The organism is Acinetobacter sp. WCHAc060006, assembly GCF_004209135.1.
GTDB lineage: Bacteria > Pseudomonadota > Gammaproteobacteria > Pseudomonadales > Moraxellaceae > Acinetobacter > Acinetobacter cumulans.
On record NZ_SGSS01000044.1, the window covers coordinates 1 to 14,226 of the forward strand.

Annotated in this window: 14 protein-coding genes; 6 read left to right on the top strand and 8 right to left on the bottom strand. The window is 40.7% G+C overall.

Annotation, left to right across the window (positions count from 1 at the left end):
• Positions 1-258 precede the first annotated feature (258 nt).
• From EXE29_RS16230 to EXE29_RS16245, 4 genes are all read right to left on the bottom strand, one after another.
• The gene (locus tag EXE29_RS16230) at positions 259-864 is read right to left on the bottom strand and encodes a PM1805 family lipoprotein (RefSeq protein ID WP_117007818.1); all 606 of its coding nucleotides are present in this window, start codon (positions 862-864) and stop codon (positions 259-261) included.
• A gap of 149 nt (positions 865-1,013) precedes the next feature.
• On the bottom strand, positions 1,014-1,391 hold the full coding sequence (locus tag EXE29_RS16235; RefSeq protein WP_106985321.1) for an RcnB family protein: 378 nt from the start codon (positions 1,389-1,391) through the stop codon (positions 1,014-1,016).
• Between the two features lie 232 nt (positions 1,392-1,623).
• Positions 1,624-2,166: a glutathione peroxidase gene (locus tag EXE29_RS16240; RefSeq protein WP_120365045.1), complete on the bottom strand. Its 543-nt coding sequence runs from the start codon at positions 2,164-2,166 to the stop codon at positions 1,624-1,626.
• A 233-nt stretch (positions 2,167-2,399) separates the two neighbouring features.
• On the bottom strand, positions 2,400-3,164 hold the full coding sequence (locus EXE29_RS16245; protein WP_106985323.1) for an AraC family transcriptional regulator: 765 nt from the start codon (positions 3,162-3,164) through the stop codon (positions 2,400-2,402).
• Between the two features lie 110 nt (positions 3,165-3,274).
• Between EXE29_RS16245 and EXE29_RS16250 the strand changes: the two genes are divergently transcribed.
• Positions 3,275-4,165 (top strand): DMT family transporter, encoded by an 891-nt coding sequence (locus EXE29_RS16250; RefSeq protein ID WP_117007822.1) that lies wholly within the window; start codon positions 3,275-3,277, stop codon positions 4,163-4,165.
• Positions 4,166-4,588: 423 nt separating this feature from the next.
• On the opposite strand, the gene tsaC is transcribed toward EXE29_RS16250, so the two are convergent.
• The 3 genes from tsaC to EXE29_RS16265 are packed head-to-tail and all read right to left on the bottom strand — an operon-like array spanning position 4,589 to position 7,504.
• On the bottom strand, positions 4,589-5,158 hold the full coding sequence (gene tsaC / locus EXE29_RS16255) for an L-threonylcarbamoyladenylate synthase type 1 TsaC (protein WP_106985325.1): 570 nt from the start codon (positions 5,156-5,158) through the stop codon (positions 4,589-4,591).
• Positions 5,159-5,200: 42 nt separating this feature from the next.
• A complete protein-coding gene (dprA, locus tag EXE29_RS16260; protein ID WP_106985326.1) occupies positions 5,201-6,331 on the bottom strand; it encodes a DNA-processing protein DprA in 1,131 nt (376 codons plus the stop codon).
• A gap of 18 nt (positions 6,332-6,349) precedes the next feature.
• Entirely contained in the window at positions 6,350-7,504 is a 1,155-nt protein-coding gene (locus tag EXE29_RS16265; protein ID WP_106985327.1) for a LysM peptidoglycan-binding domain-containing protein, read from the bottom strand.
• A 119-nt stretch (positions 7,505-7,623) separates the two neighbouring features.
• Between EXE29_RS16265 and def the strand changes: the two genes are divergently transcribed.
• From def to EXE29_RS16285, 4 genes are all read left to right on the top strand, one after another.
• The gene (gene def, locus EXE29_RS16270; RefSeq protein ID WP_106985328.1) at positions 7,624-8,154 is read left to right on the top strand and encodes a peptide deformylase; all 531 of its coding nucleotides are present in this window, start codon (positions 7,624-7,626) and stop codon (positions 8,152-8,154) included.
• An 89-nt stretch (positions 8,155-8,243) separates the two neighbouring features.
• Positions 8,244-8,669 carry a DUF2946 family protein gene (locus EXE29_RS16275; RefSeq protein ID WP_106985329.1) on the top strand — a complete coding sequence of 142 codons (426 nt, stop codon included), beginning with the start codon at positions 8,244-8,246 and terminating at the stop codon, positions 8,667-8,669.
• A gap of 74 nt (positions 8,670-8,743) precedes the next feature.
• Positions 8,744-10,846: a TonB-dependent copper receptor gene (locus tag EXE29_RS16280; protein ID WP_106985330.1), complete on the top strand. Its 2,103-nt coding sequence runs from the start codon at positions 8,744-8,746 to the stop codon at positions 10,844-10,846.
• A 132-nt stretch (positions 10,847-10,978) separates the two neighbouring features.
• Positions 10,979-12,178 carry a hypothetical protein gene (locus tag EXE29_RS16285; protein ID WP_120365044.1) on the top strand — a complete coding sequence of 400 codons (1,200 nt, stop codon included), beginning with the start codon at positions 10,979-10,981 and terminating at the stop codon, positions 12,176-12,178.
• Between the two features lie 45 nt (positions 12,179-12,223).
• Here the strand turns inward: EXE29_RS16285 and EXE29_RS16290 are convergent, their stop codons facing one another.
• Positions 12,224-13,429, bottom strand: a complete 1,206-nt coding sequence (locus EXE29_RS16290) for an oxygenase MpaB family protein (RefSeq protein ID WP_120365043.1) — start codon at positions 13,427-13,429, stop codon at positions 12,224-12,226.
• Between the two features lie 96 nt (positions 13,430-13,525).
• On the opposite strand from EXE29_RS16290, the gene EXE29_RS16295 reads away from it, so the two are divergent.
• Positions 13,526-14,137, top strand: a complete 612-nt coding sequence (locus EXE29_RS16295; protein WP_106985340.1) for a TetR/AcrR family transcriptional regulator — start codon at positions 13,526-13,528, stop codon at positions 14,135-14,137.
• The last annotated feature ends 89 nt before the right edge of the window (positions 14,138-14,226 follow it).

Genomic DNA, 14,226 nt, shown 5'->3' on the forward strand with positions numbered 1-14,226 from the left:
CATATTGAATTCTTGATGTTGCGCAGCTGTAGCTGGGCCTAAGTTGGCATTAGCCTTGGGGAAATGATCAATATGGTGTGCAGTAAATAGAAAAGGGTCTTTTAAATCTAGACGAAAAGTAATGGGGCTAAGGGCATAAATGACCGCGTCAGACATGGCTACATTCTCTCTATTATTATTGCTAATCTCTTTAATGTAAGAGTGAATGTGGCACAAATCTGTAGCGGAACTGTATAAATTCAGGCCATTTTAGATAGATTAAGAGGTGCTGTCTGAATCTTGGTTTTGATCTTTGGGTTGTTGAATCAGCATAGCGGCTAATTTCAGCATCTCGCCTTGAATATTCCCCATTTGTTGTTCAATTTTTTTAAAGTCGACTTGGCTTAAATCGACTTGGCCATTCAGAAAAGGTGAATTGAGTACCTGTTGATTGGCGTCCAAAATATTTTGGCGGATGTCAGTGATTTCTTGTGACTTGAGCTGGACTTTATTGAGGGCTAGATCAAAGGCTTTTAATTGTTGTTGGAGCTGTGTGGCAGCGTGTTGTAATTGAACATGATCTTGTTGATCTACTGCTTTTTGTAGCTCGCTTTGAGTTTGCTGCAATTGTTGGGTGTAGTCATTGGTGCTGAGCTGTAAATCAGTGACATCACGCATGATATAAAATAAATTGCCTTGCTTTAGATCTGAGCGCGTCGCATCTTGTTGCTCAGACATCGGCTGTATTTCATCCGCAGTATGCGCAAGCTCAGATGTACTTTCACTGCTGGAAGGATCTCGGCCTGATTGATCACAGCCCAGTAAAACCAAACCAGTGGCAAAAATAGTGAATGGGAGAACAGCACCCTGTAGAAACTTTTTCATTACAGCTAAATCTATCTATTTATTTAATTTCTAATATGCAGTCAAAATATGTAAACAAAATAGAGAGACACAAAGTCATAACAAAAAAATGAATGAAATAGATAAAACAAAAAAGAGCGCCGAAGCGCTCTTATATGACTTAGAATGAATTAGCCAGCAATAATTTTAATAATGCTGTGGCTGATGATATTAGTTAACACATAATCGCCATTTACTTTAATCCATTGTTGATTTTTACCTGGTTTACTCAATTTTTTGTATTTGCTGTGATCGACTTTGTAACTGTTGCCACGGTATTGGCTTGGTACTTTTTGTCCTGCACGCCAGTCATGAGCTGGTTTAACCGATTTTTTATGCTGCTGCGCTTGAGGTTTAGCAGGCATTTTATTTTTTTGCACTTGATGCTGTGCAGGGGCCTTTTGATTATGTTCAATTTGAGGCTGATTGTTTTGAGGTGCAGCCATTGCAGGTGCAGCGACTAAAGCTGTTGAAATTGACAGTACAATTGCTTTCATTAATGTATTCATATTTTCACCTGTTATTTGCTACAAGCATTTGTGGATAGCTTCATCATAGAGTTGATTAACAGATAAAAATTGAATGTATTGTTGTAGATCAATTAAAATAATGGATTAACTATGTGTTTTATCTTCATTTGATAATATTTTTTATTTATTTGGTTATGTTTTTTAATAAAGCCTTATTAGAGTCTTAAATTGATAACTCGAATAAGGCGTTAATGGTGTTGCTACAATAAGCTTATTTTGCCAATTCAGCATTAATGGCATCCACAATACGTGGGTCATCAGCCGTAATATCAGGTGCAAAGCGCGCCACAACTTCACCTTGTTTATTCACAAGGAATTTTTCAAAGTTCCATAGAACTTCAGGTGGCTCATTTGGTGTAAGGCCATAATCCACGAGATCTTTCCACCAAGGCCCTTCACCAATACGTGTTGGAATGGCTTGGGTGAGGGTTTGGTAAAGTGGATGTTTATCTGCACCAGCCACTGAAATTTTAGAAAATAATGGGAAATCTACTTGATAATTGAGTGAGCAGAACTGCTGAATTTCCTCATCTGTACCCGGTTCTTGCGCTAAGAAGTTATTTGCAGGGAAGCCTAAAATTTCTAAACCTTCAGCTTTTTTCGCAGAATAGAGTTTTTCTAAGCTTTCATATTGTGGTGTTAAACCACATTTTGAAGCGACGTTGACTAACAATAAAACTTTGCCAGCATATTGATTTAATGTGGTTTCTTGTCCATCAATACGGTTGACTGAAATGTCATATACAGAAGCCATGTAAATTTCCTATTTACTTATAAATGTATCTTCACTGTTTTAGCGGTAAAACGTTTACGGGGCAAGCGCTGTATTGCTTACTTTGGCTGGTATTTGTCGTTTTCTTTGTATCAATTCAGCATAAGTAATTCAGAATTTCTGCATCAAGCATAAGCTCAGCATTCCGCAGTAGATGAGACGATTCAATTTAAAAGACCTATTAAGAGAGCAAACTATGAGCTTGCGACTTCCTTTTAATCTCTTAATTGTGTTGGGGTTTTACCTGTATAGCGTTTAAAAAATTCGATAAAACTGGAACTATGTTGATAACCGAGAGCAAAACTCAGAGCTTTAATGGATACGCCATGTTTAAGCTGCTGAATGGCATATAACAGTTTTGCACGATTTCGCCATTCACTTAGCCCCATGTGTAATTCATTTTGACTGAGGCGCAGTAATTGCCGTTCACTCAGCTGCGTGGTGGTTAGGCATTGTTGTAAGCTCAGTGGAAAATATTCAGGTGCACTCAGGTGTTGTAAGAGCGGTTGCAAAATAGGGTGATGGCTTTGTGGTAAATAGTGCTGATGTTTGGGTGCTATTTGGAGTTGATCGTAGATTACCCAAAGCAAATGGCGATATACCTTTAAGCTGGCATGATCTTTTGCCTTTAAAGTTTCTTCCACTAAGGCCCTAAAAAACGGGCTTACACTTAAGATTTCAGTATGGGCTGAAATATTGCGACCGAGTTCGGGTGCCAGTCGAATAGCAACATAATGAATGGGTTGTTCATCTATCGCATGTGAATTGTGTTCTGTATACGGGGGAATCCATAAACCATAGCTCGGTGGTGCAAGATGGAGTTGACCTTCGACTTCATATTCAAATAGTCCATTTAAGCAAAAATTAAAATCTCCCCATAAACAGCTATGCGAATAGACCTGATCGTTAGGGCTGTAGCAAGCCGTAAAAATTTCAATGGCTTGTTCAATACATTGGGGGGGATCTACTAAATTTGGCATGTCTGGCTTCAATCGATGTCGGGAGACCAATATCAATGTCTGAAATAAGATATTTAAATTAAAACAGACAGCGTACAGAATATAGACTTTATTAAAATAGAGATAGCATCATGCGAATAGGCAATCCAAGGTTTGCATTTATTTTGCCTTTGATCGCAGTGTTGATTTGGTCGCTCAACATTGTTGTTACTCGCTATGTGGTTGATTTTATTTCTCCCTTAAGTATTAGTTTTTATCGTTGGTTGTTGGCGTTTATTGTGTTAACACCCTTTATGATTTTGCCTGTTTGGCGCCATCGCATACAGCTTTTGCAACTTTGGCCAAAGCTGGCTTTATTGTCTGCATTTGGCATGGTGTTGTATCAGGGCTTGGCGTATAGCGCTGCGCACTATACAACGGCCACCAATATGGGCTTAATTAATGCATTTACACCTGTTTTTACCATTGTGATTGCCATTTTTATTTTAAAAGAATATCCGAGCCCTTTAACTGTATTGGGCTGTGGAATTTCCTTCATGGGGTTGGTGTTGGTGATCACTCAGGGAGAGTTTGCGCGCCTCATTGATTTTGGCCAATATTTTGGTGATTTATTAATGGTGTTGGCTGTCTTTTTATATGCTTTTTATGGGGTATTTCTTAAAAAGTGGCATATTTCACTTCCAGTAATGGTGAGTTTATACATCCAAATTCTTTTTGCATTGATTTATCATCTGCCCTTTGTGTATTGGCAAGGCTTAGATGCGCTAAATGCAAACAATACTGCTTCAGTTTTATACGCAGGTATTTTTCCTTCTATTTTTGCCACCTTACTTTGGATGATGGCGGTACAACGTTTAGGGCCAAACAGCACCAGTATTTTTATGAACTTCATGCCTGTCTTTACTGCGTTGATTGCGTATTTTTGGTTGGGGGAGCAATGGGGGATATATCATACAGTCGGTACTGCTCTGACCATTTTGGGGGTATTACTGGCGCAAAATAGTCGGCTGTGGCGTAGTTAAGTGGATTTTTATGTTTGCTCAAATGAACTAGTTGGTTAAAAAAAGAACAAATAAACTGACTTTTTTTTGATTGGATAATGCACTTATATGTGTAAAATTAAGTGTAAAAAATGATTAAATTGATGATTATTTCAATTAAAACACAATCAAAAATAGTGAGATAGTTTTACTAATGGTATGTTTTTTATTAACTAATGATACTTTTTATATTTTTTGTAATAGAAAAAACCTATTTGTTTGGCTGGTGTGTTTGCGACATAATGCCTGCATAGAAAGTCATCAAGCATTGAATTGATTGGTTTTCCCAGAGATTTACGAACCCTCTGGATGTGGTTTACACATCCTTTTTTATGCTCAGTCATCCCTATATGACTGAGCTTTTTTTATCTGAAATTTACTGAGTCCTTACAAGAGAACTCAATATTATGCGCGGATGATTTCACCTGTTTGCGCATCAATAATTTTACTTGGTTCACGACTTAAGCCTAAATCACCATTTAAATAATTGGGTGATTGCTGGAAATATGCTGTAGCTTCTTGTAATGAACGAGCAGGGCTTAAACCCGCAGGGTTAGCACTGGTTGAAACAATAAAACCATTAAATGCATTGCAAAGGGCAACACACAGTGGATGGGTCGTCACACGGACTGCTACCTTTGGATGGTCGCCTTTAATCCAGTGTGGAATGTGTTCACCCGCAGGGAGTAACCACGTGGTAGCACGCTCAGTAGGTGCGCGATTACTCCATGAATCAATTACTTGTGTGCGCATTTCAGGAGAGAGAGCCTCTAATAAATGCGCAACTTGATTGACATTTGATGCCAGTAAAATGACACCTTTTTCAATTGGACGTTGTTTTAAACGTAAAATTTCATGAAATGCTGCTTCATTAAAGGGGTCGCAACCTAGGCCCCACACAGCCTCTGTAGGATATGCCAGAACGAGTCCTTGTTTAAGACATGACGCTGCTTCGGCAACAGAGGTAGTAATCATCTGATAAACACCTTTTTAACATGCAAAAGGCTATTGTGAACCTTATTTGCCAGAACGACAACGTAGATAGCGTCCCGCTTGCTGTAAAGCGAAGCCTTGCAGTTCGAGTTCCATCAGTTGTGCTGTGAGCTGTGCGGTATCTTGTTTGAGTATGATTGCTAGTTGGTCAAGGTCTTGACCGACCCAATCTAGTTGATTGTAAATTGGGAGTAAATGCTCAGGAATAGACGGAGCTTGAGACTGTTGTTGTGCGACCAATTGATGATGTTGCCACTGCGTAGGAAGGGCTAAATCTTCAATCACTTGCTGTGGATGGTCTACTAAAATTGCACCTTCCCGAATCAGTTGATGGCAACCTTGGTGGAATTCACTATAAATATGGCCTGGAATAGCAAAAACCAACTTGCCTTGCTCCGCAGCTAATTTTGCCGTAATTAATGACCCACTTTGTTGGGCAGCTTCTGCCACAATTACGCCTAAACTGAGTGCACTGACAATACGGTTTCGCCGTGGAAAATGATGCTGTAGTGGAGGTGTTTGGGGTAAGAACTCTGTAATCACCGCACCACCGTGCTGAATAATGTCTTGTTTTAGGCTTTGGTGTGAAGTTGGGTAGGTTTGATCTAGGCCTGTGCCCATCACAGCGATAGTACGTTGATGTTGTAATCCACCGCGGTGTGCTGCTTCATCAATGCCTTGCGCTAAACCACTATTAATAAAGAAGCCTTGTTCACTTAAATAAAAGGCAAAATCATAGGCAACTTGTCGACCATGCGGGCTGGGTTTACGGCTGCCGACAATGGCAACTTGGGGTTGTAGGAGGGCTTGTGGATTACCCTGACCAAAAAGAACTGGCGGTTTATCGGTATAAGGTAAAAGTTGTTGTGGATAATGCAGGTCGTCTATGCAAACGACAAAATCGCTATGTTGTTGAATTTGGGTGAGGCAGTGTTGAAACTTTTGCTGGCCTTCTGTGAGCTGAAATTCTTTGAGCCGTTGGATATGATTTTTATGTAGGCCTAGGCGTTGCCACTCTGTTACTTCTGAAGCTTGGAAGGCGTGTTTGAGTGTGGGATAGTTCTCGTGAATTTTATAGAAACTGGACAATGAATGCTGAACTAAATACCACAAGGTAATAATGTCAATCTGCGCTTGTGATAGCGGATTCAGCATACGGTGTCCTAGTGTGAATTAATCATCCATTAAAGGTGGTTGGATGCTTGCACCCACTTTAATTGGCAGTTCGCTTTCTAATACATAAGCATAGCTGAGGTTGTCAAAAGTTTTGAACACCATGATTTGTCCGACACGTTGATCTGGCAGTTGAATGCGTTCACGTGTTTTCGGATCATTTACGATATCGCCTTTGTCTTCTACACTGAATACATAGCCAGCTTGTACCCCTTGTGAAGAACCACGATCGATAGTTACAACACTATGAATCGCCGCAGTACCAATTGAACCGAGCACACGAACAATTGAACCACCTGAGGTTACATTATTTGCATGTGTTGGATAGAAAACAGTTGGAAGCATTGGGTCATATTCTGGCAATACACGGTCGCCACGTCGAACTTCTCCTGTATAGGTATCGGTCAGTTCTAGTGTGGTAATGTCATTTTCACCACGAACAGCAATACCTGAAGCAACTTGGTTGATTTCTAGGCCAGCTGTGTATTTTTTACCTTGGTTGTCGGTTAAGACGTATGGTTGACCTTCACGGTATATCGCATAGCGTTGACCTACTTCTAAGCCATGCCCTCGGGCATAAACCGTTTGACCAGCAGCTGCAAGCACACGGTGATCGGCAGCACCGACAATATATGGAGTTTGTTCAAGTGATTCAGGGTTAATGATGCTACTGCGTTCTAACCATTGCTTAATATGTTCCAATGGAATGACAGGAATAGCATTACTTAAAGATTCAACCCGAACCTGAGGCTGTAGTTTTGTACCACCAGTATAACGACGAATAATGCCTTCACAGCCATCACCTTCATCTTTACCAATAATCGGTTTACCATTATAGGTACACATCAGTAGGCGGTCGCCTGGGAAAATCCAGTGTGGATTTTTAACATGCTTGTTGCTTGCCCAGATTTCAGGCCAACGTACTGGGTTTTTTAAGAATTTTTTTGAAATATCCCATAGCGTATCGCCTTTTTTCACCACATAAACATGTGGAGCGCTGGCTTTAAGAGAGGGTGGATTGACATTGCGAGCAGGTGCAGCCTCAACAGTACTGATTGCACCTAAACCTACACCCGCGCAGATTGCGAGAGCAAGCATTTGTTTTTTAAACCCCAAGGCACTAAAAAGTGGCATGCCTTTCAAAACCTTTTTCATTATCATAATTCCTAAAATTATGTATGTAGTTGCGTTATAATAACGATCTTACACACATTTTTTTGATGAAGCATTCCTTCATTTGGTTTTTTGATCAGTGGCATAATTGAGGACGCAGTATGGCCTTATTACCTATTTTAAGTTTCCCGGATCCCCGTCTTCGTACCATTGCAAAACCTGTAGAAGAGGTGACTGATACTATTCGTCAGCTCGCTGCAGATATGTTTGAAACCATGTATGAAGCGCCAGGCATCGGTTTAGCTGCGACACAAGTCGATCAGCATATTCAATTGATCGTCATGGATCTATCTGAACATAAAGATCAACCTATGGTGTTCATTAACCCCAAAATCACACCATTAACTGAAGAAACGCAGCCTTATGAAGAAGGCTGTCTGTCAGTGCCTCAAATATACGATAAAGTTGAGCGTCCGTCACGTGTAAAAATTGATGCAATTAACCTTGAAGGTCAAGCATTTGAAATAGAAGCTGATGGACTTCTCGCTGTTTGTATTCAGCATGAAATGGATCACTTAAATGGCAAGCTATTTGTCGACCATTTGTCGCCATTAAAGCGTCAACGGGCACGTGAAAAAGTGGAAAAGTTAATACGCCAACGCAATCGCGAAAAACAGCCCGTAAAGCGCTAATTGGCTTTTGCGGTTTAAGCGTGATGAACATAGCCCAATTTCGATTGGGTTTTGTTATACTCAGCAACGACAAATTTTAGGGTTTGCCATTGTTTTTGCGTAGTGGGTTGCTACTTTCCTTTGTAGCCGTTTTTTTACAGATTGCTGTATTCTTACAGCCTTTGCTTCCGCAGCAATATCAAATTGCGCCGGTCTGTGAAACCATCACGCGTGCACTTTTGTCTCATTCCACTCCTGAATCATCTCATTTAGCACATGGTGCACATCATGCAATGCATGAGCAGTCTGTGCAAAATGCAATGAGCCATGCACATGATCATGATGCTGGCCATCAGTGTCAGTACTGCACGGTCTATGGCAACTTGGTGTTACCGCCTGATCTAGACATTCAAGAAGTCTTAGATCGTGTTCAGGTACGTTTAGTTGCCTTTGTGCGCAGTTTTAGTCATGTCTGGTTTGCGCTACAGCGCCTATTTTTACTCCCTCAGGGGCGAGCCCCGCCACTTTTTGCATAAATCAACGTTTTGAAATTTAAGGGTCTTGACTGGCTCCAGACCTGTTGTATTTATGTTTTAAGTGAGATTTTAAAATGGCTCAGCCTCAATTTTATTTACAGCCTTTAGCCGCTGCGATTGCTGTTGCATGTTCAACTATGACTTGGGCAAATGTGACCGAAGATGCGATGCCACCACAAACGGCAGTGCAAAGTTTAGCGCCTATTGTAGTGACTGCTGCTGGTGGTAATGATGCCAATGGTTTGATCGTCCGTGCAGATCCTAAACAGCCGATTCAACCAATTCCAGCTTCAGATGGTGCAGACTATTTACAGAGTATTGTTGGATTTAGCGCAGTTAAAAATGGCGGTACCAATAGTGATGTCACGTTCCGTGGCATGTTTGGTTCACGGATTAAAATTTTAACTGATGGCACGGAAAACTTAGGCGCGTGCCCATATCGAATGGATGCGCCGACGTCTTATATTTCACCAGAAAGTTATGATCGTATTTCAGTGATTAAAGGCCCGCAAACTGTGCAGTATGCCAATACAGGTTCAGCTGCTACGGTTATTTTCGAGCGTCGCCCAGAGCAGCTTGATGCTGAAAAAAATTACCGCGGTCAAGCCAGTGTGCTGATGGGGTCTTTTGGGCGCTTAGATCATAATGTTGAAGCAGCAATTGGGGACGAAAAAAAATATGTGCGCTTAAATGCCAATCGTTCCGTGTCTGATAGCTATAAAGATGGCAATGGTGCGAAAGTCCCTTCAGATTGGGAGCGTTGGAATGCTGATTTGGCGTTGGGCTGGACGCCTGATGAGAATACTTGGGTGGAATTGACTGGAGGTAAGGCTGACGGTGAAGCGGTCTATGCAGGTCGCTCAATGGATGGATCTCAGTTTGCCCGCGAAAGTCTAGGCTTACGTGTAGAAAAGAAAAATGTCACAGATGTGATCAAAAAAATTGAAGCACAAGTGAACTATAGTTTTAATGACCACATCATGGACAACTTTAGTTTACGTACACCGCCTATGGAACATGATATGACGACCCATGTCATGGTGCCGAATCCATCTTCAATGCAAGTGACACGCCGTACTTTAAATGCACGTATGGCTGTTACGCATGAATGGGATAAGTTGCAGTTCATTTCTGGTTTTGATATGCAGCAAAATAAACATGCAGGCGGTATGGTCTCTAACAGCATGAATATGCCAGTAACTGAAGATATGAAATTTCAGTCTTATGGTGGATTTGGTGAGATCAGTTATCCACTGAGTGAAAACAATAAACTGGTATCAGGACTACGTTTAGATCAGGTAAAAGTCACAGACGAGCGTGCAGCTTCTGCCAACGCTGGACTGAATACAGAACTCTCTGACACCTTGCCAAGCGCATTTATCCGTTTTGAAAACAAACACCCAGATCATGATGATGGTAAAACCTATATTGGTTTAGGCTATGTTGAACGTATGCCTGATTATTGGGAGCTTTTTAGCCCGAAACATGGCAATGCAGGTACAGCAAATACCTTTAATGGCGTGAAGACTGAAAAGACTTTGCAATTGGATGCGGGCTATCAGCATGCGCATGGTGCATTCAGTTCTTGGGTTTCTGCTTATGCAGGCCTGATTAATGATTATATTTTAATGAGCTATCATGATCATTCATCTTCAATGCCAGGCATGAATCACGGTACAGCAAGTAAAACTGCGGGTGCTAAAAATGTCGATGCAACCATTGCAGGCGCAGAAGCAGGGATTGGCTACCAATTTACCGATGCGATTCAGGCAGATATCAGCGCGATGTATGCATGGGGTAAAAACACCACGGATGGAAAACCATTGCCACAGATTGCACCATTGGAAGCACGCGTGAATCTACGTTATGTACAAGAAAAATATACTCTTGGTGCATTATGGCGTGTAGTGAATAGTCAGAACCGTATTAGCCAAGATCAAGGTAATATTGTGGGCTACGACATGCATCAAAGTGCAGGCTTTGGCACATTGGCTTTAAATGGCACCTACCATGTGAAAGAGGGTGTCGATTTGTCTTTGGGTGTCGATAACGTGTTGGATAAAACCTATAAAGAGCACTTGAATAAATCGGGCAGTGCAGGCTTTGGTTTTGCTGAAGAAGAACAGTTTAACAATACAGGCCGGAATTATTGGGCGCGTGTTAGCATGAAATTTTAAGCTTTAATTCTTTCAAAAAAAGCCATTGTTTTCGAACAGTGGCTTTTTTTATGTTGCACGTTTTTAATACAATATGCTGAGGCTGAAAACTAAATAAATACAGATAGATCACTCATATTATTGGATCAATGCATGCTGACAGAAGAATTTAAACAAAAAACACTCGAAGATTTAGAAAAACAGAAATACAGCGCATTTGAAGCTGAAGAGTTGGATGAGACATTTAAAGCAGAAGTCAGGGCATGGTTAAAGACCGAAGGAATTTATCATTTTGATTTTTACCGTCATCGCCGTAATACAACCCGCTATTTTATCGCGTTTCAAGAAGCTGAAATTGCTGAAAAAAGATTCCGTATTTATAGCGAAAATCAAAATTTTGTCGGGAAATTTTTACCATTTGCCTGTGCTCTGATGATTCTGCTATTGACGGTTGTCTTTATGCAGTACGGCTTTAGCAGTCTGCCAGAACGGGGTGTAATTCGAAGCTTAATGAATGCCTCGGTGGTCATTTTGATTCCATTTTTTATCGGTATGCTTTTTGAGTATTTGGCTTCAGTGGGTGAGCCTAATTTGTCTTTTTGGCGTGCCAGTAAGGAGGCTGTAGTTGGTTGTTTGCTTATTTTGGTGGTCAGTATTTTAGTCTTGCGTGAAGGCGTAATTTGTTTGGTGATGCTGGGGCCATTGGCTTTTGCTGCGCTTTTTGCAGGCAGCGGGGTCATGCAGCTGATCTGTGTTTATTTTTGGCAGCCGACAAATAAAATCTATTCATTGTCTATCTTGCCCTTATTACTGTGTTTGTTTTTGCCAGATTTTTCTAAAGATTATTATGGGCAAACCCAGCGTGAAATGATTATTCATGCACCGCAAGAGCAAGTATTTAAAGCCATTAATCAGATCGGGCCCATTCAGGCCAATGAAGTGCCCAACAGTTTCATTTTCAAAATGGGTTTTCCAAAACCAATCTTTGGCATGACTGAACAGCGTGCAGAAGGTATGGTTCGAACCATTCAATGGGAGCGCGGGGTGAAGTTTGAGGAGCGCGTACAAGCGATGCATGCGCCGTATCTGCTGAGCTGGGATTATCACTTCACACCGCACTCATTTCCCAAAGGCTCTATGGATGATCATGTAGAAGTGGGCGGTCAATATTTTGATTTGCTTAAAACAGACTATCAGTTAGAAAAAATTGATGCGCAAACCACTAAACTGGTGCTGACCATCGATTATCGCGTATCTACGGAATTTAACTGGTACAGCAAATTGTGGGTCAATTATGTTTTGGGTGAATTCAGTGATGTGGTTATGAACATTCATAAAAACCGTTTGGAATAATTTGGAATAAAAGGTGAGGCGGTCGGCCTCACAGATCGATGTCTTTTAAGTGTGCATGCTGGCCAATTGTTTGGCTTTGCTTTGATATAAAGCCAAACCTAGTTTTTGTATATTCCGGCCTTTGCGCTGTAAAAAATGCTCCAATGCAGGAATATAACGCGCGCCACTATAAAGTGTCAGATTGCGCGCAATTAAATAATAAGCAAACCATGATGCGGATTGCGGTTTTAATCCCAAGCGCTGCATGCGTTTTTTACCAATAAAATATTGAGTCAGCTCAAGGTGCTGTCTATATGCTAACTTTTGCTGAAAAGGCCGTAAATAACGGTACTGACGTTCAAAAGGCTCGTTGGATAGACTTGAGCCGAGGGCATGGCTACTTTGATCTGATTTTGGATGTGCAAATTGCATCCAATATAAAAACCGCCATCCCTCAGGCTCACTCTCCACCAGCCACTGTTCTTCAACGCCCATTAACCAGCCGATATAACGCCAAAAGTGTAGGAAATTTTCAATCTCTTGCTGGCTTGGGAAAATTCCTAAAGCGCGAATACCAATTAAAACTACACTGCTAAAAGCCAAATTGGTCATGGCCAAATCAAATTGATTAATCGGCAATCCCCAGGTTTCACTATCCCATTCCTTTTTCTGTTTTAAATGAAAGCGTACAAGGCTATGAATAAAGCGCACGTAAAGGGTTGAAGTAAAGCCAGCATGAAAGCGCATTAAGCCTGTGGCTTCTGTAATGTCCATCCACCATTTAGTGGTTTCAGCCAAACGTGTGCCTGCTTGTTTATTTAAAGTGCCAGTGAACATGAGCGGTTGGTTAAAGCCAGGATATAAATAGCCCGCCATGAGGGATAAATCACGTAATACAAAGCCGTTATTAATCCCAAGACGATGGGTAAATTCCACAGCGTGGTTTAAGCGTTGCTCATCCACCCAAAGTGGCCTATTTTCAATATATTCAAAAAAACAGACCAGTTCAGGTTCAGGAGAGCTTAATGCGCTTAGCCCTTGATATAACGCTTGCTCAAAGCGCTTGCGGTTATGTTTTGGGTTTTGCATGACCCAAGCCACGACAGCATCCATTTGTGTATCGCCAGAAACTAATGCTTTATTGAGCATGAGATATTCGGCATAAGATGGTGCAAGTGGCTTTGTGGAAAAATGACTAAGCACCATACTCAAAAGATTGCTTTGTTGCATGTGTTGGAAGGAATGCAGGCGTTTGGGATTTGATCTGGTCATTGTTTATTGACCTGTGTTGTTGTTTAATCAAACTCTAATATGAATATTTATTCGCATTCAATTCGCATTTTAATTTTGCGTATCATGGGTGAAATAATGAGAAAAAAACCACAACAACAACGTGCCAAAATCATCGTCGATCACATTTTACTTGCTGCGCAGCAATGTATTGCAACACACGGAATACTGCAGCTGACAACACCTAAAATTGCAGAACGCTCAGGGGTGGCAGTTGGATCGATCTATCAGTATTTCGAAAATAAAGAGCAAATTGTAGAAGCCCTACTTTTACAAAAGTCAGAAAATCTAGGTTTAGCCTTCAAACAACTGGTGGTTGAAACAGAAGCACAAAGTATTTATGAAATCATCCCAATTTGTATTCAATTTGGTTTTGACACGTTAAAAGCCGATCAAGGCTTTTTAATTGAAGTCCTTAAACAGTGGCATCACTACAGTCAATCCGAGGCTTCAGCTGTGCTGGAAAAGCATTTCTTTGAAGTGGGGATGTACCTGTTTAATCGCTATTATTCACATTGGAATTTTGAAATTTTAAAAAATAAATCCTTTGTGATTATTAATAGTACGCTTTTTACTATTATGCGCTATGTGAGTAATAATAATTTTCTTATTACAGAACAACAGCTTAAGAAGGAATTAACCCTAATGATACTGGCATACTTAGACGTAGAAAGTAGTAATGCAAAATAATTTAAAATAAATAAACCATACATATCAATTGCTTATGTATTTACAAGTTTAAATACTAATCACTCAAATAAATAATTTTAAAAACATGC